Genomic DNA, 23,333 nt, shown 5'->3' with positions numbered 1-23,333 from the left:
ATTCCCTGGCTGTCTGGCTGTCTAAATCTAAATCAAGCTTTTAAAACCTTACATCTTTGCATGAGGTAGCAAGAAAGGGTATTATAAAAAATAGTATATAAAAAATAGTATTATAACAGACAAAGAACTATGAAATTTTCCCAGGGATTAGGAGTAATTCTAGGGACAACAACCCTAGCTTTAGTACAATACCAAACCGTATTTGCTTTAACTCCTGTACAAGTTAATGATATCGCTAAACCAATCACCGTCATGATTGGAGGATTAGATGGTAAGGGTTCAGGAGTAATTATTGCCAAAGATGGTAATACCTACACTGTGCTAACAGCCAATCATGTGGTTAAAAAAGCGGGATATGGTATTTATGAGCTTATCACCCATGATGGGCAAAAATACCAGATGGAAAACAAAGCTCAAATTGTGGGAAAATTAGATTTAGCTTTAGTCAAATTTACCAGTTCTAAAAATTATCCCATTGCTAAAATTGCTGATTCTCAGACAGTTAAAGAAGGTGCAACGGTATATAATTCTGGATTTCCTATTCCTTCTAGTTCTAATAGTCAACAGCGAATTTACTTCTTCATTACAACCCAAATCACAGCTAGAGGAAGGGGAGAAAATCTGGGATATGATTTATTTTTGAGTGGGAGTCCAAGACCGGGGATGAGTGGGGGACCAATATTAAACGACCAGGGGGAAGTAATTGGTATTTATGGTAAGGCTGAATTTGGCAGAAGTGAATCAGCGTTAGCAAGAGATGGGGTTCAGGGAATACCGACAGAAAAATTCCCCAATTTAATTAGTAATATTCCAGATAATACCCAAGCTAATACCACTGGTAATAATATTAGTCCTAGAACTGAACCTACACCTGTCACATTAGCTAATACCCCTCCTAATAATCCTAGTCCTACAAATGAACCTACACCTGCCATATTTCAGGAATTAGAAGCATTTTTAAAAGCAGGAAAATGGCAAGATGCAGATTTAGAAACTTGGGAATTGATGAAAAAGTTAACTAAACGAGAACAGGAAGGATGGTTAAGAGTTGAAGATGTGAAAAATTTTCCCAGACAGGAATTGCGAAAAATGGATCAATTATGGGTAAAATATAGCAATGGCAAGTTTGGCTTTTCTGTACAAAAGCAAATTTGGCTGGACTTGGGAGGCAAGTTAGATGGAGAACCTGACTTTAATACTTATGTAAAGTTAAGCTCCCGCGTTGGTTGGATAAAAAATAATGAATGGCTCAGTTACGATAGTTATACCTTTAGTAATACTGCACTACCGGGACACCTCCCGGGTGGTCCCTTGGGGGAGGGTTTTTCGGGTGGGTATAAGGGGGGGGATTACTCTTTTCTCTTCTCTAGACTATAACCCGTAAGCGTTACACAAGATTATAAGTATTTCTTATCAAAAGATAAACAACCGATTTATTAGGCTTTGGGGATTTCATTACCTGTTAGCCTACCAGATCCCCGACTTCTTAAAGAAGTCGGGGATCTAAAGTAGGACTAATGCTCATTAACGGCGAATTTTCTTAGCTATACCAGGCCAATTTTGATCAGCTTTTTGAATATTTCCAGGAATGTCTTTTTCCCAGCGTTTTTGAGTGTCCAAATTAACATTTAAGTACAACTTACCGTTGACAATTTTCCAGGCATTAGGGTCAATAGGTGCAGTATATCCTCTACTGACAGCCCAAGCACAAAATCCTCCATATTGAGGAGCGTATTTTTCAGGATTTTTAATAAATAAGTCGCGGTTTTCGGCTGTAGAAAATCGCCAATTTACATTCTGCCATTTATAGGTGAAATTAGCATTACCTGGAATCGGTTTTCCTTGTTGAAAATAGGCTACAGCATCAAAACCTTTTAAAACAAAAGAGTCTTGGACATTAAACACATTACCAGCCAGCTTTAAAGGGGTATTAACCGGGGGATTTTGCCCTTGAATAGCATTTGGATCAAAGTTACCATTGGCAGCGGGTTGAAGGCTGGGAATAACGGTTGTAGTGGTTGCATGAGAACGACAACCTAAACTTAATCCCACCATGAATATTGAGGATGTGATGAAAGCGAGAAAGTTCTGGTGATTCATAAAAATGTTTATTTGTTTTAGGACAATATCAGGTTCTTACCCCACCCTAACCCTCCCCTTGCAAAGGGGAGGGAACTAATTTTTCCGGTTTCCCCCCTTTACAAGGGGGGACTAAGGGGGGTAAATTCCGGTTTCTTTACAAGCTACGGTGTACACACATCTCTAGACAGGATGCTAAACGTTATCCGATCCCCCTAAATCCCCCTTAAAAAGGGGGACTTTGAAGAATTTAGCCCCCCTTTTTAAGGGGGGTTGGGGGGATCTAAACGTTGTGGGGCAACTCTAGAAGACTTGTGTGTACACCGTAGCCTTTGCAAGGGGGGACTAAGGGGGGTAAATTCCAGTTTCCTCAAGAGGGAATTTTTTGAACAGATGTTAAATGGAATTATGGAAAAGTGGGAAGAATAAATCCCTAAGAAATTCTCGGCCATTTGCCAATCCATTCTCCACCGCGAAAACGCCACCGGGGAAATAATAACCGCATGACTACCCAAGCAGATAAATAAATTGCTAACCAAACTAAACCATAATGTTGAATAAATCTGATTAAATCAAATTCACTTTTAGGAATATGCGGTAAACCGATATTGGCAATTATTAAAGCCAGAAATACCCCTTCTATAACTCCTGCATAAAGTTGAAATACTCCAGGCCAGTCATGGTCCCACAGATATTTTTGCAGAAAATCATACAAAACATCCCAAGCAATGCCAAATAAACCTACATAAAACACAACCCAAAAGTAAACTAAGTTGGAGGCAATGCCTAAATATCCCCCATAGAAAAGCAGAGAAACTAACATTCCCACCGTTGCTAACAAAAAAATTCGCGTTTGCCAACGTCCGAATAAAGTTGGAGTCATAATGTTGTTAGAAATGTTGTTAGAAATAATGTAAATTAAGGTTTTTGAAAGCAATTAAGGCTTTTGATTCAATGCCCATTTTAGCCATTGCCAAAGGGAATAAATTCCCTGAATATAGCGGACTCCTGGAGCTTTTGCAGCCGCCAATGCTTCCATAGAACGATGGGCAGCATATTGTAGTCCTAAAAATGTGTCTACGGGGGCGTAGGGACCGCCTAATGTGATAATTCCTGCCCCATATATGCGAGAACGATTATTTCGCAGTTTTTTGATTTCAAAGTTGTTTTCTACATGAAAACGTCCTTGTGGGTTTAGTTCTAAATCGTAATGCAGTATTAGGTCTTTTAAAAATGGACTTTCTAAAGGATTGGAAATCAATCCTGTACAGTCAATAACAAAATCAGCAGTTAGGGTTTTTTGACCTTTGTTAGTGACTACATGAGTAATAACTTGACCTTGGGAATTACGTTCTAGTTTGGTGACTACACCATAACGAATTTCATACCATTTCTGGGCTATTCCTTGACGAATAATGTCGCGCCATTTTTTACGACTGGCTGTGGTTGTTCCCCCCCAACCCTGTAATAATTCCCGTCGTCTTAACGGGTCAGCGGCTTCTAACATTGTCCGCATATCACCCCCCCAAGTTCCTTTTGGCCAGTTAAAAGGTTGAAATTCCCAATCATTTTCTACATAGCGTTTAGCTTGCTCAAATTGATTACCTTTGCGCGGTTCTCGGTTTAAATGAATTACCTGAATATTCCCTTGCATTTTTCGGGCTTCATACAACCTTTCTAATATTTGTGAGGCGACAATTCCCGACCCTCGAAGGACAATAGTACCGCCCTTTTTTTCTAATTGTTGGTAAATATGATCATGGGGTTCATAACCTTGAACTACAGTTCTCTTATTTCCTGTTTCTTCGGGATATTGTTGACGATATTGTTCTAGGTCTTCTAGTAATTTAATTGCTGGATAACCTGTGCAGAGATGGACATATTTAGCTAATAAAAATTGGTGATTTCCGTCTTCTTGGTTGGAAGTAGAATAGGCAATACAATAACGCCCATCTTCTGTTTGTCGTAGACTACGAATACTGCCATATTCTAACATTTTACCCCAACCAATGCGCTCCCCTTCCCGGTCCATGGACTCAAATACATCTTTTCCACGAGGGGTGTAAGTATCTGCATAAACAGGTTCGGCAAAAACTTGCCACAAAAATCCTAAAGCTGCACCAACTTGTCCAGAAAAAAAGGATTTCCAAGTATCTCTTAAAGCATATCCTGGCCATCCCCAAATATTATCAGGACAGGAATCTGAACCAGAACGAATCCGTTTATGTCGGGGAATTTGACAATTTTTCAGTAGGCTTTCATAGCGCTTATAAGGTTTGTCTTGAATACTCAAAACTTTAATATTTTCCGGTTTAACCCCCGCAATTCTCAACATATCCACCCAAACAAAACTGCCCATTCCTCCCCCGCAGGCCACATATTCTGTTTCTCTGACTAAAATACCACTGCGACGAATAGCTTCCGGGGAAACCTTTTCTCCATTCCAAAAGTTGAGATTATAGGGAAAACCCGCAGGTTGACTAGGTACAGCGTCGGGAGTTTGCTGTTCTAAAGCATCCGTATAAGGGTTAAAAATGATGGATGATTGAGAATCTGGTAATTTCCCCACCCTAGATACGGGAATAATCTCAGATTGGGGGTTAAAAATTGTGGAATTATTTTCCAATACAACGGTAGCATTCTCATCCTCAGATCGAATGAGAATAACGGTAATGGTATGATTACCTATTCCCAGTCTATCCCCACTGTTTAAAGTCCGACGTTGATTAAGTAGCTTTTGACCGTTAACTTGAGTCCCATTGGCGCTCTTGTCTTCTACATAAAGCTCATTGTTGTCTAAGGTAATTTGAGCATGAAACCGAGAAATTTGCTTATTAGAGTCCAATAAAACTACAGGAGACACCGTTTCACCATTGATAACCGCAGGAAGTTGAGTTATATCTCGTCCGATAGCTACCGGCAGGGTAAAAACCTGTTCTTCCTGCTCCTCTGTCAGTTTATTTTCGGAAATCAGCTTGATTTGCATGGTTTTGATGCTCCTATTTACACCTTAATATCTGATGGTCTGACTCGGTTTGAGTCAGTTGATAATATTAATACATCAATATTTTCCCCTATTTCCATAAAAATACCGAAAAAACCTTAAAAAAACTTTATTTTTTATTCCCTATTTCATAGATTAATCGCTACATATCCAGAGATGAAGATGCGGTAAGCTAACAAAAGCAGTTTTTAACCTCAGAACAATGACAGCAAATAGTCCCACGATTTTGGCTTTAGACTTTGATGGAGTGGTTTGCGATGGACTAATTGAATATTTTGAGGTAGCGTGGCGTACCTACTGTCAAATTTGGTCGCCGATTAACGATACACCACCAGATGATTTAGCTTTAAGATTTTATCGTTTACGTCCTGTAATTGAAACTGGTTGGGAAATGCCCGTTTTAATCAAAGCCTTAATTGAGGGTTTTTCTGATGATCAAATTCTCCAATCATGGACAAACATCACTCCCCAAATTTTAGCAGCAGATAACCTAGAAGCAAAAGCAGTTTCGACAAAATTGGATCATTTACGAGATGAATGGATTCAGACAGATTTAAATGGTTGGTTAAGTCTCCATAGATTCTATCCAGGTGTGATAGAAAGACTCAAAATAACTCTTAAAAGTGAAAGACAGTTATATATTGTCACTACCAAAGAAGGGCGATTTGTCAAGGAATTATTACAACAAGAAGGAGTTAATTTACCACCAGAAAATATTTTTGGGAAGGAAGTAAAACGCCCAAAATATGAAACTTTGCGTGAATTAATCAAGAAAGCAAATATCCAAAATGTAAGTTTATGGTTTGTTGAAGATAGACTGAAAACTTTACAGTTAGTTAAACAACAATCAGACTTAGATCATGTCAAACTTTTCTTAGCAGATTGGGGTTATAACACTCAACCGGAAAGGGAAGCTGGCAAAAATGATCCACGTATTCAGCTAATATCACTTTCCCATTTTGCTCACGATTTTTCCACCTGGTTGTAAATCGAGTAAACCTAGATCCCCGACTTCTTTAAGAAGTCGGGGATCTTAATCTTTTGAATTAAATCAATTACCTCTTGATAATTAGAAATTCTTTTTTGTTCTTTAAATAAGTTAGCTGCTGTTGTCAAATCAGTAATTGCTCCCTGTTTATCACCCAAGGCATTGCGAGTAATACCTCGATTTTGGTAAGCTTCAGGAAAATTAGGATTAAGAAGTAATGCTTGATTGAAATCTGCGATCGCACCTTTTAAATCTCCCAAATCATGACGAGTAAATCCTCGATGATTGTAGATACCAGGATAGTTAGCATTAAGACTGATTGCTTTGTTATAATCTGCAATCGCCCCTTTTAAATCTCCCAACTTATAGCGAGATATTCCTCGTTTATAGTAAACTTCAGGAAAATTAGGATGTAACCGTAAAGCCTTATTATATTCTTCAATAGCCCCTTTTATGTCTCCAAATGTATGACGGTTAATTCCCTGATGAAAATATACTATAGCCTCTTTCAGATCAGATTGTGCTAACAGTGCTGATTTTATTCTAAAATCGGAAATATTTGCCAAATTCTTAGCGCTCACCTTTGGACTATATAATATAGTTCCTAATATAAGAGTTGTAATTGTTAATTTCCATTTTTTCATGACGCTATTTTTCCAATTATTAGCATACAGTTATTAATTATATGGCATTTACTTACATCAACACAAATAGACTCAACTAATATGCTTGATTTAACAAAAATATCGAGACAAATGCAAGGTTTCAGTCAACATTTAACTTCAGAAGTGGCTGCAAGTCATCAGCGGTTAGAGTTAGCACAAGAATATTTAAAAAAGGCCTTTGAGTGTCAAGAGGAGTTAGTTAAACGTCAAGAAGAATGGCGAAATCGGATTATTTTTGCGAATGCTACACCCATTGAACCTCTCGAAACCTGTATTACTATTCCTGTTCCCCCCAAAGTTCATACTGTTATTTCTACAGATGGTTCGCAAATTGCCCCCAATCATCACGAAATTGCGTATTGTTACTTACTGAATATCGGCAGAGTTGTTTTACACTATGGTCAAGATCTTCACCCAGTTCTCGATAGTTTACCGGAGGTATTTTATCGCCCTGAAGATTTATATATATCGCGTCAGTGGGGCATTAGAACAGATGAATGGATGGGTTATCGGCGCACAGCCTCTGAGGCTACAGTATTAGCGGAACTGGCTTGTAGTACCAGGACAGAAGCCCCAGTCTTAGCAATGATAGATGGTTCGTTAATATACTGGTTTTTAGATCAGTTACCGATGGATGCCAGGGATATGATTTTACCTCCGGTTTTAGAAGCTTGGCAAAAACTCCAACAAGCCCAAATCCCCCTCATGGGTTATCTTAGTGCCTCTCGTAGCACCGAAGCCACCAACTTTTTACGCTTTTTAGCTTGTCCTCATCCTGTCCCCGATTGTATTGCCCATTGTCCCAATCAACTAGAATACGTACCTTGCAAAAAATTTGATACTTTGCGCGATACAACCATCATGACCACCCAACTTCAACCTGGACAAAGAGGACCATTATGGCGGAGTAATGCCCGAATTTTAGAATTGTATGACGAGCAAATTATTTATTTTTGTTACGTCCATGTCGGGACGGAAATTGCCCGGATTGAAGTTCCTGCTTGGGTTGCAGAAAATTCCATCATGTTTGATCAAGCACTAGGGCTAATGTTGGCACAGGTACATAAGGGGTATGGTTATCCTGTGGCGATCGCCGAAGCGCATAATCAGGCTGTAGTCAGGGGTGGTGATAGAACCCGGTTCTTTGCCCTTTTAGAACGACAAATGATTAAAGCTGGGATCAAAAATGTCGGGATTTCCAACAAAGAAGCAAGAAAACGGGGTAGTATTGCCTAAACTCAGGTTGTACATGGAGTTTATCTTTTTGGTCATTTTGTGCGAAAGTATAGATATAAGTAAGTCATGGAATAACGAACCACAGAGGCACAGAGAACACAGAGAAATGGGGGTTTGAGAGATATTTTGCTTAAGTCCTGTCATTTACTCAACTCAATTATTTTAACACCGCTTTAATTCAGATAATAAAACTACAATTTCATCTATTGCTGTTCTCATGACTTTCCCCGGTTGTTCAGATTGATTTACCATAATACTAAAAACCAAGGGTTCATAATTGGGTGCGTTCATATATCCAGATAAAGCAGAAATTCCTGTCATTGAACCTGTTTTTGCTTGCACTATTCCCGCAGCCGCAGTATTAAGAAACCGATTTTTTAGACTACCTTTGACACCAGAAATAGGTAAAGAAGCCCGAAAAACTGCTGCTTGAGGTGATTTATCAATTCCTTGTAAAAGTTGTACCAACGCTGCTGGAGTCGTTAAATTTTTCCGAGATAAACCAGAACCATCTACAATGACATAACCTGCTGGTGCAACTCCTAATTGAGTTAAAGTTTCTCTGACAACTTGTAATCCGACATCAGCCGTATTTTGATTTTTTTCTTCTGGTTTCTTAATAGCTAAACTTCTGAGTAAAGCCTCAGCATATAAATTATTACTATTCACATTTGTCTCTAGTAATAATTCCGATAAAGGTGGAGATTCTACTGCGGCTATTTCTTTGTCATTTTTACTCAGATTACTACTCAGAGTTTCTTTAACTGTAATTCCCTCTTTAGCTAAATTTTGGCGAAATTGTCTGATAAAATTAGCAACTGGATCAAATACGGCTAAACCTGTAATCTCTGGCTGGGAATTTATAGCCAATTGTCCTTTGATTCGCAGAATTTGTCCTTTTAAGTCACGATTTACTTCTACAAAACTGGGTTTATCGGCTTCAGTAGTGACGGAATTATTTTCGATTTTCCACCGATATGCTTCTGTTGGTTCTGTCCATTTTAATTTTAATGGTTCTCCAATAGTTTGTGGTAAAAAAGTTAATACAGTAGCATTTTCATTGAGAATAAAACTATTAATTGGTGCGCCATAATCAGCTTGAATGTCTTCCCATTCCCAACTGGAATTAACTACTTCACCTTGAAAATAACTATCATCAACAATTAACTGATTAATTTGCCGAATTCCCTGTTGATATAGTTGTTTTGATAATATTGTTAATTGAGCATTTTTGAAACTAGGATCTCCCCTTCCCACTACACGCAAAACACCATTACCTTCATCATAAATAGAGGTACGAATCCGAAAATCTGCCCCCAATTTTTGTAATGCTGCTGCGGTAGTAAATAGCTTCATATTAGAAGCAGAAATAAAATATTTTTGAGAATCTTGACTATAAAGAATTTTTTCTGATGATAATGGTTTAACTAAAATCCCCCAACGGACTCGACTAAATTGAGGATGATTGATAATAGTATTAATAGCAGATGATAATTGAGCAGGACAAATTTGTTTAGTAGTAGTAACTGGTGTAACAGGTGTTTGGGCTTGGGCTATTTTTTGAATACTACCAATATTAATAGAAATAAATAGTAATATCAAACTGGCATAATTTTTTTTTAACATATTACCAATTATTATTTGGTTTAGCGAGATTTTTAAACTTTGTAAATTGTGGATCAAATAATAGTTTAATTGTTCCTGTTGGTCCGTTCCGATGTTTAGCTATGATTACTTCTGTAACTCCCCTCTCTGGGGTATCTGGTGAATAATATTCATCGCGGTATAACATCATTACTATATCCGCATCTTGTTCAATTGAGTTATGAACAATAATATTATTAGCAATAAAATTATGTAATTTATCAACTGTTAAATCAAATACTTCTTCTTCTCCATCAGGTATAATTGAAACAATTTCATCCCAGTATACATCACTGTTGGCAAGGGCAATTAATTGTTGATTCAAATCTAATTCATCTAATCTTTTCCAACCATTAATAGTTAAAAATTTATGATTACCAGTAGCACGAATTTTTCGACCTAATCGAGTTGTTAAGGTAAATACCGATTTCATGCCTGTGGAAAAGGCATTACTCACAATTGCTTTTTCTAATTGCATTGTTTTTTCATTTAATGCCCAAACTGCAAAACCAAATTTACCTACTAATTCTTTAATTGGTATTTGTATTCCACTATCAGCTAATGTTACTAAAGTATCTCCTGCTAAACAACCCGATTCTCTCAAATCAGATAACATTGGGCGTTTATTAGTTCTTGCTTCTACTCCACGACTTAACTGTGATAAAGCAATTATGGGTACAGATAATTCTCTTGCTAAACCTTTTAAAGAACGGGTAATTCTTGATAATTCTTGCACACGATTATCACCTGCACCTTCCATTAATTGCAAGTAATCAATGACTATTAATCCTAAATTTCCATTTTGTTCGGCTTGCAGTCGTCGCGCTTGACTTCGCATTTGTGTGACTGTAATATTTGACGTATCATCAATAAAAATTGGCGTGTCTGAGAGTTTATCAATGGCACGGCTTAAAGGTTCCCATTGGGTTTGACTAATCCGGCCACTTCTTAAATAACTGCTTTCAATTCCGGCTTCACTAGCTAATAGTCTTTGTACTAGCTGTTCTTTGGACATTTCTAAACTAAAAACAGCCACCGGTAGTTTATAACCAGCAGCAATATTATGAGCGAGGTTAAGACAAAAGGCGGTATTGTGAACACAAATATCATTAGCAATAAAGTTGTGTGTTTCGGGAATTGTTAAATCATAAACTTGTTTGTTACCAACTGATTCAATAGAAATAATTTCATCCCAATATACATCACTATTTGCTAATTGCTGAAGTGGTAAATTGTCTAAAGCCGTGGCTAAAATCCATAATCTTTCCCTTTTTAATGCCCGTTTACCGACATGAATATTTGTATAGCTTTTAATCCCAGCCCGTTGAGCTAAACTACTCCAAGTTTCGCTACCTTTAGCTACTGCTATCTGTTCCCAAATTTCTACAGGTATCAAGTCACGATTGGTTTGATATCTTTTTTGAGATATTGCTTCTGTAACTTTTGCTAATGCTGCTTCTTTGCCAAAAATGCCAATTTCTGCAATGAAGTTTTTGATAGATATGGCATCAGTAATATCTAATTGCCATGCTGGTCTGCGGGTATTATTATATTTTACAGACCTTTTTTTCAAAGCAGCAATAATACCAAATCTTAATAACAGATGTTGAATTTGTCTTGCTAGTTTTTCGCTGACTGTACCATAACCTAATTGTGATTGACCACTATTGAGTAGGGTAGCCCAGCCGTCAGTGGCAAAGAGACGATTTAGGAATAAGGATAATTGTGATTTTTCTAATTTAAATACAATATTTGGGACAGTTTTAGTATGAGCATCTTTGCCCCATAAACCTAATTTTTCTAACCAAACTGTCAAAGCATTTTTACTCGATTTACTGATACTAGCGAATCCATGAGGTGCAAATTCTTCTGACTTAATTTCCAGAGTTTTACATAATAACTCAAAAGTGTCATAATTTGGTACACATTCTCCTTTTTGCCACATACAAAGTAAAGATGGCGTTACTCCTAGTTCATTGCTCAATTTTTTAGCAGTTAATGAACGAGAACTAATAGCAATTTTGAGCCTTTCCGCGAAAAGCTGTCTTTGAGTGGCAATCAATTCTAAATCTCCACGAACACATAATGAAGGTGTCCGTTGTCCTTGGGAATCTTCCCATCGTACTGATAAACCACCAAATTCAGTTACTGCTTCAGAAAAATCTGTTTGCAATAATGGGTTGCTGTTTGTAAATCTAGGAGTGCTATTAGTTAAACCACCATCACCAATTAAATAACCTAATAATTTGACTTCACACTCGCGGATAGTTTCTGTCCCAAACACATCTATTTTACGAGGGATGGCAATCTTATTTCCAACTTGCAAATTTTCTAATCTTTGCCAGCCTTTAATAGTTAAAAATGGGTGAGTGATTGTGGTTTCAATTACCCGACCTAATCGAGTTGTGACGCGGAAAACTGGTTTAATTCCATCATCTACAAATGCAGATGGTTGGGTAAAGGTAAATTTCCAATCATCATTTAAGGTTAATAATGAACCTTGACGTTGCTGATATAGTTCTTCAATTGTCGCAATTTGTCCATCTGCTAAGACGATTTCTGAATCATGGCTGAGGCATTTTCCCATTGACGGCCTCCCAGCAACGATAATTAAATCAGAACGCTGAAAACCGCTAGTCATGGCATCTAAATCATAGAAACCACAAGGTATCCCCGGTAAAGCAATGCCTTGATGACGAGTTTCAATATCTTGAAAAGTATTAATTAAAGTGTCACCAATATGAACCAATCCCGATTGGGTTTTTTGTTGGGTGACGTTAAAAACTTTTTGTTCGGCACTATCAAGAACAATTGGTAATTCTGTTTCTGTTTCAAAACCAAGATGAACAATTTCATTCCCGGCTTTAATTAATTGCCGACGCAGGTATTTTTCCATGACTAACCCTGCTAAGGCATCAATATTGACGGCAGAAACTGTCCGGTCTACTAATGTTGCTAATTTATTTCTGCCACCAATTTGTGTTAATTGATCATTGTCTGTCAACCAACTAGTTATAGAAAGTAAGTCTGTGGGTTTTTGCTGGGTATGGAGACGCAGGGCGGCTTGATAGATGGTTGTATGGGCGCTAATATAAAATGCTTCCGGAACTAGGCGATCGCTCACTCGACCAATTGCCTCTGGATCTAGTAGAATACCTCCTAGAATCGCTTCTTCTGCTTCGATGTTTTGAGGTGGGACGCGATTACTACCATCACCTTGAAAACTTAGTTCTTCAGCCATAGAATTTTAAATTTTAGCGATTTTGGATTTTTACCTAATCATCCAAAACCGATAGGAAAATATTGATAACCACAGATATATCATCTGTGGTGATTAATTAAGTCACCGTTAGTTAGAGACGACTTCAATGTTAATTACTGCTGTTACTTCAGAATGGAGTTTAATTTCAGCTTTGTAAGTACCCAATTGGCTAATATCGGGAATAGTGATCCCACGACGATCTATTTCTAGACTAGCTACTGCTTGAATTGCATCTGCAACATCTTGAGTAGTAACTGTACCGAAAATAGCCTCATTTTCACCAACTTGCTTGGCAATTTTTAAACCAGCAATATTTTCTAAAGCTGTTTTTTGCTCAGTTGCTTGTTGTTTGAGTTCTAATTGTCTTTGATATTCTTTCTCGCGTCGGCGTTCCACTTGTTTGAGCAGACCGGGTGTAGCACGAGCGGCTAAACTCTGGGGGATGAGGTAGTTACGAGCATAACCGGGAGCTACTTCTACCAAATCACCGAGTTTTCCCAGCTTGGTAACATCTTTTGTTAAAACTAATTGCACACGTTTCGCCATTGTTTTTCGCTTTTCTTGGTAAAATCTTCGTTATTTGGGTGTCATCAGAGTGGCTCACAAAATTGTAGCTTGATCCTCAGCGACTTTGAACATACCCACAGCCTCAAGATTCTAGCGAAGTTTGGGGAGCGATCGCAATACCAAATGTCAGAAATATCAAAAAAGGAGTTGAGAAGGGACACACAAAGAAGATAACCAGAAAATTCTTAACCACTGACAACTGACAACTGACTAAAAATTATCCTTCATCCCTCGAATCCGGGCAAAGGTTTGGACTCCTTCTTTACTTTTCGCTATTGCTTGTAGAGATGGTTCTTCCCAACGTAAAAAAGGATTTGTGAGTTTTTCCACTCCTAGTATTGATGGAACTGTCGCTTCATTCCCATCCCGTTGAGCTTTAACATCTTGGTAGCGTTTTTGTAAATCTGCATTTTCAGCATCCACAGTCACCGCAAAACGCAAATTGCTTAAAGTGTATTCATGGGCGCACCAGACGCGAGTATGATCAGGTAAAGCCCGGAGTTTAGTTAAAGAATCTACCATTTGCCCCGGTGTACCTTCAAATAAACGACCACAACCTCCCGCAAACAATGTATCACCACAAAACAATTCTCCAGGCTCTCCTGGACTTGCTGGGGGGAAATAGTAGGCAATGTGAGCGCGAGTATGTCCAGGTACAAAGAATATATTAGCAGTGCGATCGCTAAATTGGATGCGATCGCCTTCCTGCAAAAACACCTGTTGTCCCGGAATTCTCCCCCGATCTTCCGCACCTCCATAAACTTTCACATCGGGAAATTCCTTCATCAACCCCGTATTTCCAGCCACATGATCGCCATGATGATGAGTATTAAAAATTGCTACTAAATCAGCCTTGAGTTTCGTCAATTCCTCTAAAACTGGTTGTGCTTCCGCAGGATCAACAACAGCCGCAATATTCCGCACTGGATCATGCAGTAAAAATATATAATTATCTGAAAGTACCGGTAAACGGATTATCTGCATTAGCTTTTTCTCCTCAAAAACTATCATCAGTAATAGTAAGTTGCTAGTTATCTAGTTGGTAATTGGTGATTGGTAATTGGTGATTGGTAATAAGATACCTATTTTCTCCATCCTGTAAATCCTTTAATCCTGGAAATCCTGATTCAGACAATGAATTTAATTTCTTTATCCTGTTAATCTTTGAATCATGGACATCCTGATTCAGACAATGTATTTTTCCATCCTGTTAATCTTTGAATCATGGACATCCTGATTCAGACAATGTATTTTTCCATCCTGTTAATCTTTGAATCATGGACATCCTGATTCAGACAAGATAATCTTACTAAGACCAAGAATCTAAATCCAAAGACTGCATTCCTTCGCTTTTAACATAATCTAGCAAACCTCCCAACTGCCGCCAAATAAAGAAACAAGTTAGCAGACTCATAGGTAAACCGATACTTAAAGCCATTCCTAAAGGAAACCCAAATATCTCAAAACCAGAACAAAGAAATAAGCAAGAACCACCAGTAATACCAATAAATGGTACTAATAATTGTTTATAAAAAGAACGGGTATTAGTCTTTTCTTTAGGAGACTTATCCTGTGGCCATTGTTGGACAATTACCTTCAATGTTCCAGATAAAGCTAACCCAGAAGTGAAAGCCGTGAGAAAACCAACTAATAGTAAAAAGTAGGGTGGTTGCAGAGGGTAATAGTACATTAAAACTCCTGGTTGTTATTAAAATTCATTTTTATTTGGTAACAGATTATTTAGCTAAAATAGCTGCTACACCTTCTCTAGAGAACTCTGTTAACAGGCTAATGGCGACATTTAGTAAACGATTTGGGGGTAAATCGTCCTTGACTAAATCCCACAAACTTTGGACTTCTTCTGTGTGCAAACGGTCATCTTCAGTGATAGCTAAAACCAACTGACGACGGAGAAATTTACCCTCTTCGGAAAGGATGAATTCCAAACCCATCTTCGCTGTTGGTAAAACATCGAAATTGCTATCAGTGCGAGCAATAGTAATCAGATTTTCTAACCTTTGCCACTGAAATTTACCATCTTTAAACAACACATTCAATAGCCGTCGCCTTAATGCGGGAGATTCCCCAGTTAATAATCGTCGGGCGATATAGGGATAACCAACTTCCACAATTTTGAAATTGGGGTTTAGACTCAGCGCAATTCCTTCTTGTGTCACCAAAGAACGAATAATTAAAGCAAACTTTGCCGGTACACGGAAAGGATATTCATACATCAATTCCGAAAACTCATCGGTAATGGTTTTGAAGTTGAAATCTTGGACATTTTTACCAATAGCATTTCCTAATACCGCTTCTAATGCCGGCACAATAGGGGCAATATTAGTATTCGCTGCCAAAAAGCCCAATTTGACAAAATCTGCCGCTAAATCAGCGTAATCCTTATTTACCAAATGCACTAAAGCATCAACTAAATTCTCCTTAGTGGTTTCCTCTAATTGATCCATCATACCAAAATCAATGTAAGCCATGCGACCATCGGCCATAGCGAACAAATTCCCAGGATGAGGATCGGCATGGAAAAAACCATGCTCTAATAGTTGTTGTAAACCAGTAGTTACACCTATTTGAATGATGGCTTCTGGGTCTAAACCTACAGATTGAATATTCTGAGTATCTGTGAGTTTAAAGCCATTAATCCATTCTAGGGTTAAAACATGAGTGCTGGTATAATTCCAGTAAATACTGGGAATTTTTACCTGGGGGTCATTACGGAAATTATGGGCAAACTTTTCCGCATTGTGACCTTCATTGATGTAATCAATTTCCTCAAATAACTTTGTACCAAACTCGTCCACAATCAAAGTTAAATCATGACCGAGATTCAGCGGTAGCCAGGGAGCAAGCCAACTGGCAACCCAACGCATGAGATACAGGTCTTTTGTCAGTAACGGGCGTAAATTGGGGCGTTGTACCTTGACTGCCACTTCTTCACCACTGAGTAAGCGACCCCGGTAGACTTGACCCAAACTAGCCGCTGCTACGGGTTGAGGGGAAAGTTCCCGAAAGATTTCGCTAATTGAGCGATTTAATTCTGTTTCAATAATCTGATATGCCAGATCATTATCAAAAGGTGGTAACTGGTCTTGTAACTTGATTAGTTCTGCTAAGAAATCCTTGCGGATTAAGTCGGGACGAGTCGAGAGGGCTTGACCAACTTTAATAAATGTCGGACCCAGATCGGTAAGTAGGGTTCGCAACTGGGTAGCGCGTTTCCCTTGATTTTCCTCTACCTCGTCTTGCCAGTCGTCCCACTTGAGACTGAATATAAATCCGGCAAAAGACCAGATTATTCTCAGTAGTCGCCCCCATACTAACCAGGGACGGTAGCGAAAGTGACGACTGGTAGCCGCGCTTGCCCAGGGCAACGCTTCTGGATTATACTGCTTTAATTCATCAGATTGATACTGACCCACGCCTTTATTTGCCTCTTCAACTGGGAATTGTACATCGTCGCTTTGATTCTGAATGCTAACTTAGTTGTTGGCACAGGAAAATGGTACTTTTTAGTTTAGAAAGAAACTTTAACCGGATCTAGGCGCAATAGGTGAAGAAATAAGCCTATTGATCCTAGATTTATTGATCTTTTTCTTAACTATACTTTATAAAAGTACAAACTTTTTGTATGTATTTGGGGTATTTTATCTTTTTTTAATGACTAAAGCCTTTCCATAATGTAGTTAATTTTGACACCACCCAGTCAGAAATATCAATCAGCTATGCAAATAACCAGCAGTGAAATCCAAGCTATGCGGGAATTAATGCCAGATTATGCGTCACAATAATAATTAAAACTATGTAATTTATCTTCACAATGTCCCTCTCCCAGCTTACCCCCACTCTTTCCTCTCCCCACACCCCCACAGAAACCTACTGGGGATATGATTATGATTTGGTTATAGTCGGTGGTGGAATTGTCGGTTTAACCTTAGCCGCTGCTTTGAAAGACTCTGGTTTAAATATCCTCCTTATTGAAGCTAGAGTGGCATCAGCCGCAGTGGCTAAAGGACAGGCTTATGCTGTACATATGCTGTCCGCACAAATTTTCCAAGGAATTGGTTTATGGGATAAAATTCTCCCCAATGTTGCCAAATATAACCAAGTTCGTCTCTCTGATGCTGATTATCCCGATGTAGTCAATTTCCAAACTGCTGATTTAGGGACACCAGAGTTAGGTTTTGTAGCGGAACATTATGCACTGTTAGAACCGTTACAGGAATTTGTGCAAAGTTGTCCAAATGTAACTATCTTGTGTCCAGCGGAAGTATTAAGTACGCAAAATGAAAGAGATATAGTTACTATTAATATCAAAATTGCCGACGAAAATCGGATAATTCGCAGTAAATTGTTAGTCGCTGCTGATGGTTCAAAATCTCCCATTCGTCAAGCTGCGGGCATTAAAACTAAAGGTTGGAAATATTGGCAATCATGTATTGTGGCCTTTGTGAAACCAGAAAAATCTCACAATAACACCGCTTACGAAAAGTTTTGGTCTAGTGGTCCCTTTGCCATTTTACCTTTACCGGGAAACCGTTGTCGCATTGTTTGGACTGCGCCCCATGAAGAAGCAAAAGCTTTGTGTGCGTTGAATGATCAGGAATTTTTAGCGGAACTAACTAAACGCTATGGTCAGCAAATGGGGAAATTGGAATTATTGGGAGACAGATTTATTTTTCAGGTACAGTTAATGCAGAGCGATCGCTATGTTCTCCCTAGATTAGCATTAATTGGTGATGCCGCCCATAATTGTCATCCCGTCGGTGGACAAGGTTTAAATTTGGGGATTCGTGACGCAGCCGCATTAGCTGAAATTATCCAAACAGCACATAAACATCGTCAAGATATTGGCAATATTTCCATTCTCAAGCAATATGAAAGTTGGAGAAAAAAAGAAAATCTCGCAATATTAGGTTTCACCGATTTATTAGATCGAGTTTTTTCCAACAACTTCTTACCAATAGTCATAATTCGCCGTTTGGGTCTATGGATTATGCAGCGAGTTCCCATGGTTAAAATATTCGCCCTGAAATTAATGATTGGCTTAAAAGGAAAAACTCCTGAATTAGCTAAACGGTGAAATTACCAAAACCAAAATATCGTAGGGTGCGTCAGACTCGATAACTTAGCCAGCCATAAATAGATTTTGACATCTGACGCACCTTAGAGGTTGTTTGAAAAGTATTATATGAAACCCATAATCTCCAAAAACCTAACCCCCCTTCCCCCCTTCCCTACAAGGGAATGGGGGTTTTAAAGCCTCTCCCCTGGTAGGGGAGAGGTTTGGAGAGGGGTCTGTTTACACATTAAAAACTTTTAAAACATCCTCTTAGAAGCAATCAAAGAATTTCGTCGAGGGATTTAATGGTTATTCCTCGTTTCCTCGTTTCCTCGTTCCCAGCTTCTACCTGGGAATGCAATCTAGAAGGCTCTGACTTCTGATAATCTAGAGGCAGAGCCTCATAAACCGTATTCCCTGCCAGAGACAGGGAACAAGAATAATTTAAACTTCTAGTTTTTCCTTACCAGCATTCAAAGCCACAATATCTTGCAACCTGGAAATCACAAAAGACTTCTCCAGATAAGACAACAAACCACCAGCTTTTGGACCCTTTTCTTTATTTAAAAAAGATAGATACAAAGCCTTAAAAGCAATTGGTTGTTGAATCCCTAACTCCTTAGTAGTCGAGAAAATTATAGTTTGTAATTCCTCAGCTTCCCAATTAGGAATATTTTGCAAATTCTCCATCAACTTTTGCAAATAAGCAACTTGTTCAGAGTTCAAATCATTAGCTTTATCAGGAACTTGTTCCAAATACAGAACTAACTTTTCTTCCTCATCTGCATAATCTTGTAACCACAATTGTGCAGCAGCAATTCTTTGATTAATAATTTCCTGATCATACTCAGTTAAAGGCTGTAAACTACGTTGGACAACCTCATCCTGAATATTTAAACGCGGAACTTGCAACAAAGAAATCAGGGTACTAAAATCAAAAGGTTGGAAAGTTTTAACTTCATCCCCTAGCTGGGCGTAAAATAACGGCATTAATTCCTCCGTTAATTCAGGAGATTTAGAATACTTGTTGATTAAAGTATCGTAATCTCTAAATAAACGAGTAGTAGTTTCATAATTTGGCGCGAAATTAATGACAGTTCTTGGCTGAGTTCGCAACATTAAAAAGCGTAGTAATTCCGGTGGAAGTAAAGCCGCAATTTCTTCAGCACTCGAACCAACTCCCTTAGAAGAACTCATCTTTGTCCCATTTACCAGAATAAATTCATAGGGAGAATGGAAAGGAGGTTGCTTTTGTAAAACCTTGCGACTAATCGCATTAGCAACATCACGAGAACCACCTTTTTGAGAATGATCCTTCCCCGCCATTTCAATAGTTACACCCAACACATCCCACTTAGCCACCCATTCAACTTTCCAAGGTAATTTACCATTACCATTAAAAGGAGAAACCCAGCCAGAATGTCCACAACCTTTTACATAATCAGTTGCATCAGGTTTGCAGGTGTAAAATACTTCTGAACCGTTATAATCTGTCGTGACAGTTGTGGCAATCTTACCGCAATTTTCACAAATAACTTGAAAAGGATACCAGTTATTTGGACGGTCAGCTTTGCTTACTTCCTTATAAGCTTCTCTCGCCAAATGGGCATTTTTTAAGAAAGTGTCAATATAGGAATTAAGTTTTCCAGAACGATATAAATCGCGGAGAAAATAAGTTTCTGGTTTAATTCCTAAATACTCGAAAACTTCAAAAAATTCACCAATGAAATATTTAGCATAATCACTAGCATCATCACCAGGAGAAGGCACATTACACAGCGGAAAGCCCAAATAAGGAGAAAACTTTTCCTGATCTAAGTATTTTGGAACTGTATCCAGTGCGTCATAGTCATCCACACCATACAAGAACTTAACGGGCTTACCTGCGTGTTTCAATGCCCGGTAAATCACATCATGGATAACCACACCCCGCAAAGATCCAACGTGTACTCTTCCTGATGGAGTCTTAGAATCATTAACTACCTGGTAGCCTACTGCATCAGCAGCGATTTTATCAGCCCAAAACATTTGCTATTTATCTTTTCACAATCCATCCATTTTAACTTTTGTCATGGAGAATAATCTCATTGTTGACTAAGTTCAATAATATTTCTATCTGGATCTTTAATAAAAATCGCCGCCCGACCAGAAGCACTAGCTTGGAAAGGATAGTTTTTAGCGATTAACTCATCTTTCACAACCTGCAAATCAACCACAGAAAAAGCAATATGAGGATTTTGTCCCCATTTTTCCTGTTGCTTATCAGTTGGTACAGTAGGTGCAACAATCAGATGAAGTTGATAATTACCAATTTGATACCAGACACCGGGATATTTTAAAGGACGTTCTATTTTATTTAATCCTAATATCTGGCTATAAAAATATTCCGAACGTTCTAAATCAGTCACTAGAATAGCAGTATGAAGACTCTGTATAATTTGCATTTTTTTTTAAATATAGTACAATTTTATCTGTCAGATTAGGACTTATGTAATTGATTAAAAATATATAAATAAACATGACCTATATTTTTTATTAAATCATCATCAATTTTGATATTCCCTTTCCTAAATATGCAATTTATTTTGTACCACTACTTATTATAACGTTAAACTGTGGAATAATTCTTGTGGAATTACCCTAATTGTTTTTATGTCCGCAAAAGAATCTGATCTAAAAATTCAGGCTCAAGTAATATTAGATGCAATAGCTTTTACTCCCTTTGAGCAATGTCAACCCTTAAACCGCAGGTTTGATAACATATCTCGAAGTCCTGGCATTTACGCTATTAGACACAAAACTGAAGGATTACTTTACATTGGTAAAGCACAAAATCTGCGTAGCCGTTTCAGTGGAGGTCACAAAGCTTTTTTATGGGCATGGCTAGATAAATATAGAGACGAAGATGTGCGTATTGCAGTACAACCAATTTCTCATTGGGAAAATCCTGGGCTATTATTGGAGTTAGAAGCAATTATTCTCAGAGCTACTGAACCTCCTTACAACGTTCAAATACCAAGTGAGCAGTAACATTATGCAAGTAGAACTTTTAGAGCAACTTTCCGCTACTGATGCTAAAATTATCTTAGAACGCTTACCAGAAAAAATCAGAGTAGCTTTAATTGCTCGTGCTGCTGAAATTGACTATCCAGTAGAAGCTATTATTGAAATGGCGATCGCTAGTTTCCTAGATAGCGAAGCATTAGGTTTCGCAGACTGCAAACCAGGACGAGGACAATAGCAAACAACAAATATATATTAGTATTATTGAAAACTAATATATGGTCACTAAAATCATATACAAATCTGCAACTATTGTAACTGTTGTCATGGAGAATAAAATCATTGTTCCATAAATTGACTCAGTTCGATAATATTGCAATCGGAATCTTGAATAAAAATTGCAGACTCTGTATAATTTGCCTTTTTTTGTTTTGTTAAAATCAGTAAATTGACTTAAAACCGATAGATTTCAGTTAAAGATAATTGTAGGTTGGGTAGAACAAAGTGAAACCCAACATTTCTAAGATTTTGTTGGGTTTTGTTTATTAACCCAAATTACACATATATACGCGAAAATGAGCAAGTTTTGACGATAGATGCAGAATAAATACCCGGGCTAAATCTTGTGGTGCGGGCATCCTGCCCGATGGAATTATACAAACTTATTCCATAAGCTGTTACGCAGCTAAATTTGATATTTCGTAGCCTAGAGTCCTTGCCGTAAGGCTTTTGGGCAAAAAAAGTAAATGCGTAACAGCTTACTAAAAAATTTTGTTACGTATATTTAAGACAGATTGCTATCTGATACTAATTGTGGAAAAATGAAACCGTATTGTCCGATCTAAAGAATCTGGAAATGCAGCCTCTATCTCATAAAAACTCATAAAAACATGAATGGCATTTTTGGTTTTGTCACGTTAGTATTTATTAATTACATTTTCAGTGCTACAGTGTTTTTTTTGATCCCATATATTGATTATGCAAATATTATCGGTGTTTTGTCTTTAATATATTATTCGCTGACTATTATTCCTACTATAATAAAAACACTTTTTCCGAATTTTTATAAGCAACAATATATTTGGAAAAGCTTGATGAAAAACCGACGTTACACAGGTGTTACTGCTTTTTGTTTTGCTTGGAATCACGCTGCATTATTGATTTGGCAAAAATCTTTAAATTTCTTAGATTTCAATACTTGCCTCCAATACTTTCAAGGCTTATCATCAATTATCATTTTCACTATTTTAGCCATAACATCTAATGACGAAAGTGTTAGAAAACTTCAAAAAAATTGGAAAAAAATACACAATTTAACCTATCTATGTTTGTTTATACTTCCCTGGCATATTTTAGATAAAATGTTCGGACGCTGGAGTTATCTTACTCCCTTTGCGGTTATTTTATCTATTAGTTTATCTTTGCTTTTTGTGACTAGAAAAATAATTGAAATCAAGGAACAGTAACTAGTAGTTTGTCAAGATAAAAATGATGGACTGTAGTGTGAGCGAGACGCTCACGCGGGCAAGACTTGTACTGAGCTTGTCGATAGCGCAGCGTGGCGTTAGCCATAGTATGCCCGCACTACCAAAAACCCGTTAAAATAAATTTGACAGACTACTAGTTACATCCCTTTTCTTGACACCTTATTCATCTTCAATTAATTTTACTCAGGTACTTAATAACCAAAACAAAACCCCCTCTAAATGAATAGAAGGGGCATTGTTGTTAAATAATAAACCTGGCATCGAGCTATTTTCACGGAGGGCTACCCCTCAACTATCGTCGCCGCAGCAGCGTTTCACCTCTGA

At 37.9% G+C, this 23,333-nt stretch carries 19 protein-coding genes; 7 read left to right on the top strand and 12 right to left on the bottom strand.

Annotated elements, in window-relative coordinates; all coding sequences use genetic code 11:
• Positions 1–129 precede the first annotated feature (129 nt).
• Positions 130–1,377: a GUN4 domain-containing protein gene (locus FJR09_RS25110; protein ID WP_254433068.1), complete on the top strand. Its 1,248-nt coding sequence runs from the start codon at positions 130–132 to the stop codon at positions 1,375–1,377.
• Between the two features lie 147 nt (positions 1,378–1,524).
• Here the strand turns inward: FJR09_RS25110 and FJR09_RS08755 are convergent, their stop codons facing one another.
• The 3 genes from FJR09_RS08755 to FJR09_RS08745 all read right to left on the bottom strand — a co-directional run bounded on the left by FJR09_RS08755 (position 1,525) and on the right by FJR09_RS08745 (position 5,065).
• The gene (locus FJR09_RS08755; protein WP_168652512.1) at positions 1,525–2,100 is read right to left on the bottom strand and encodes a YHS domain-containing (seleno)protein; all 576 of its coding nucleotides are present in this window, start codon (positions 2,098–2,100) and stop codon (positions 1,525–1,527) included.
• Positions 2,101–2,512: 412 nt separating this feature from the next.
• On the bottom strand, positions 2,513–2,962 hold the full coding sequence (locus tag FJR09_RS08750; protein WP_015079132.1) for a hypothetical protein: 450 nt from the start codon (positions 2,960–2,962) through the stop codon (positions 2,513–2,515).
• A gap of 54 nt (positions 2,963–3,016) precedes the next feature.
• Positions 3,017–5,065, bottom strand: a complete 2,049-nt coding sequence (locus FJR09_RS08745; RefSeq protein WP_168652511.1) for an FHA domain-containing protein — start codon at positions 5,063–5,065, stop codon at positions 3,017–3,019.
• A gap of 220 nt (positions 5,066–5,285) precedes the next feature.
• Here FJR09_RS08745 and FJR09_RS08740 point away from each other — a divergent pair, with 220 nt between their 5' ends.
• Positions 5,286–6,071: an HAD family hydrolase gene (locus FJR09_RS08740; RefSeq protein WP_015079130.1), complete on the top strand. Its 786-nt coding sequence runs from the start codon at positions 5,286–5,288 to the stop codon at positions 6,069–6,071.
• An 11-nt stretch (positions 6,072–6,082) separates the two neighbouring features.
• Here the strand turns inward: FJR09_RS08740 and FJR09_RS08735 are convergent, their stop codons facing one another.
• Complete coding sequence (locus tag FJR09_RS08735; RefSeq protein WP_015079129.1) at positions 6,083–6,715, bottom strand: tetratricopeptide repeat protein; 633 nt, start codon at positions 6,713–6,715, stop codon at positions 6,083–6,085.
• Positions 6,716–6,796: 81 nt separating this feature from the next.
• Here FJR09_RS08735 and FJR09_RS08730 point away from each other — a divergent pair, with 81 nt between their 5' ends.
• On the top strand, positions 6,797–7,972 hold the full coding sequence (locus FJR09_RS08730) for a DNA double-strand break repair nuclease NurA (RefSeq protein ID WP_015079128.1): 1,176 nt from the start codon (positions 6,797–6,799) through the stop codon (positions 7,970–7,972).
• Positions 7,973–8,134: 162 nt separating this feature from the next.
• Here the strand turns inward: FJR09_RS08730 and dacB are convergent, their stop codons facing one another.
• The 6 genes from dacB to FJR09_RS08700 all read right to left on the bottom strand — a co-directional run bounded on the left by dacB (position 8,135) and on the right by FJR09_RS08700 (position 16,879).
• The gene (gene dacB, locus FJR09_RS08725; RefSeq protein ID WP_168652510.1) at positions 8,135–9,598 is read right to left on the bottom strand and encodes a D-alanyl-D-alanine carboxypeptidase/D-alanyl-D-alanine-endopeptidase; all 1,464 of its coding nucleotides are present in this window, start codon (positions 9,596–9,598) and stop codon (positions 8,135–8,137) included.
• 1 nt (position 9,599) lies between these two features.
• On the bottom strand, positions 9,600–12,857 hold the full coding sequence (gene dnaB, locus FJR09_RS08720) for a replicative DNA helicase (protein WP_015079126.1): 3,258 nt from the start codon (positions 12,855–12,857) through the stop codon (positions 9,600–9,602).
• Positions 12,858–12,965: 108 nt separating this feature from the next.
• Entirely contained in the window at positions 12,966–13,424 is a 459-nt protein-coding gene (rplI, locus tag FJR09_RS08715) for a 50S ribosomal protein L9 (protein ID WP_015079125.1), read from the bottom strand.
• A 231-nt stretch (positions 13,425–13,655) separates the two neighbouring features.
• The gene (gene gloB / locus FJR09_RS08710) at positions 13,656–14,429 is read right to left on the bottom strand and encodes a hydroxyacylglutathione hydrolase (RefSeq protein ID WP_015079124.1); all 774 of its coding nucleotides are present in this window, start codon (positions 14,427–14,429) and stop codon (positions 13,656–13,658) included.
• Between the two features lie 325 nt (positions 14,430–14,754).
• Positions 14,755–15,135, bottom strand: coding sequence for a hypothetical protein (locus FJR09_RS08705; RefSeq protein WP_015079123.1), 381 nt, complete (start codon positions 15,133–15,135; stop codon positions 14,755–14,757).
• Between the two features lie 46 nt (positions 15,136–15,181).
• Positions 15,182–16,879: an AarF/ABC1/UbiB kinase family protein gene (locus tag FJR09_RS08700; protein WP_015079122.1), complete on the bottom strand. Its 1,698-nt coding sequence runs from the start codon at positions 16,877–16,879 to the stop codon at positions 15,182–15,184.
• 398 nt (positions 16,880–17,277) lie between these two features.
• Between FJR09_RS08700 and FJR09_RS08695 the strand changes: the two genes are divergently transcribed.
• Entirely contained in the window at positions 17,278–18,540 is a 1,263-nt protein-coding gene (locus tag FJR09_RS08695; protein ID WP_015079121.1) for an FAD-dependent hydroxylase, read from the top strand.
• A gap of 423 nt (positions 18,541–18,963) precedes the next feature.
• Here FJR09_RS08695 and lysS read toward each other — a convergent pair whose 3' ends face one another.
• A complete protein-coding gene (gene lysS, locus FJR09_RS08690) occupies positions 18,964–20,547 on the bottom strand; it encodes a lysine--tRNA ligase (RefSeq protein WP_015079120.1) in 1,584 nt (527 codons plus the stop codon).
• Positions 20,548–20,603: 56 nt separating this feature from the next.
• Complete coding sequence (locus FJR09_RS08685) at positions 20,604–20,963, bottom strand: VOC family protein (RefSeq protein WP_168653676.1); 360 nt, start codon at positions 20,961–20,963, stop codon at positions 20,604–20,606.
• Positions 20,964–21,171: 208 nt separating this feature from the next.
• Between FJR09_RS08685 and FJR09_RS08680 the strand changes: the two genes are divergently transcribed.
• The 3 genes from FJR09_RS08680 (at position 21,172) to FJR09_RS08670 (ending at position 22,988) form a co-directional block, all read left to right on the top strand.
• On the top strand, positions 21,172–21,549 hold the full coding sequence (locus FJR09_RS08680; RefSeq protein WP_148762964.1) for a GIY-YIG nuclease family protein: 378 nt from the start codon (positions 21,172–21,174) through the stop codon (positions 21,547–21,549).
• 4 nt (positions 21,550–21,553) lie between these two features.
• Entirely contained in the window at positions 21,554–21,760 is a 207-nt protein-coding gene (locus FJR09_RS08675; RefSeq protein ID WP_015079117.1) for a hypothetical protein, read from the top strand.
• A 652-nt stretch (positions 21,761–22,412) separates the two neighbouring features.
• Positions 22,413–22,988 carry a ferric reductase-like transmembrane domain-containing protein gene (locus FJR09_RS08670; protein WP_174783276.1) on the top strand — a complete coding sequence of 192 codons (576 nt, stop codon included), beginning with the start codon at positions 22,413–22,415 and terminating at the stop codon, positions 22,986–22,988.
• The last annotated feature ends 345 nt before the right edge of the window (positions 22,989–23,333 follow it).

The sequence above is a fragment of the Dolichospermum sp. UHCC 0406 genome (assembly GCF_009712025.1).
Lineage (GTDB): Bacteria > Cyanobacteriota > Cyanobacteriia > Cyanobacteriales > Nostocaceae > Dolichospermum > Dolichospermum lemmermannii.
Note: the sequence above shows the minus strand (reverse complement) of the source record. Positions and strands in the feature narration are given on the sequence as shown.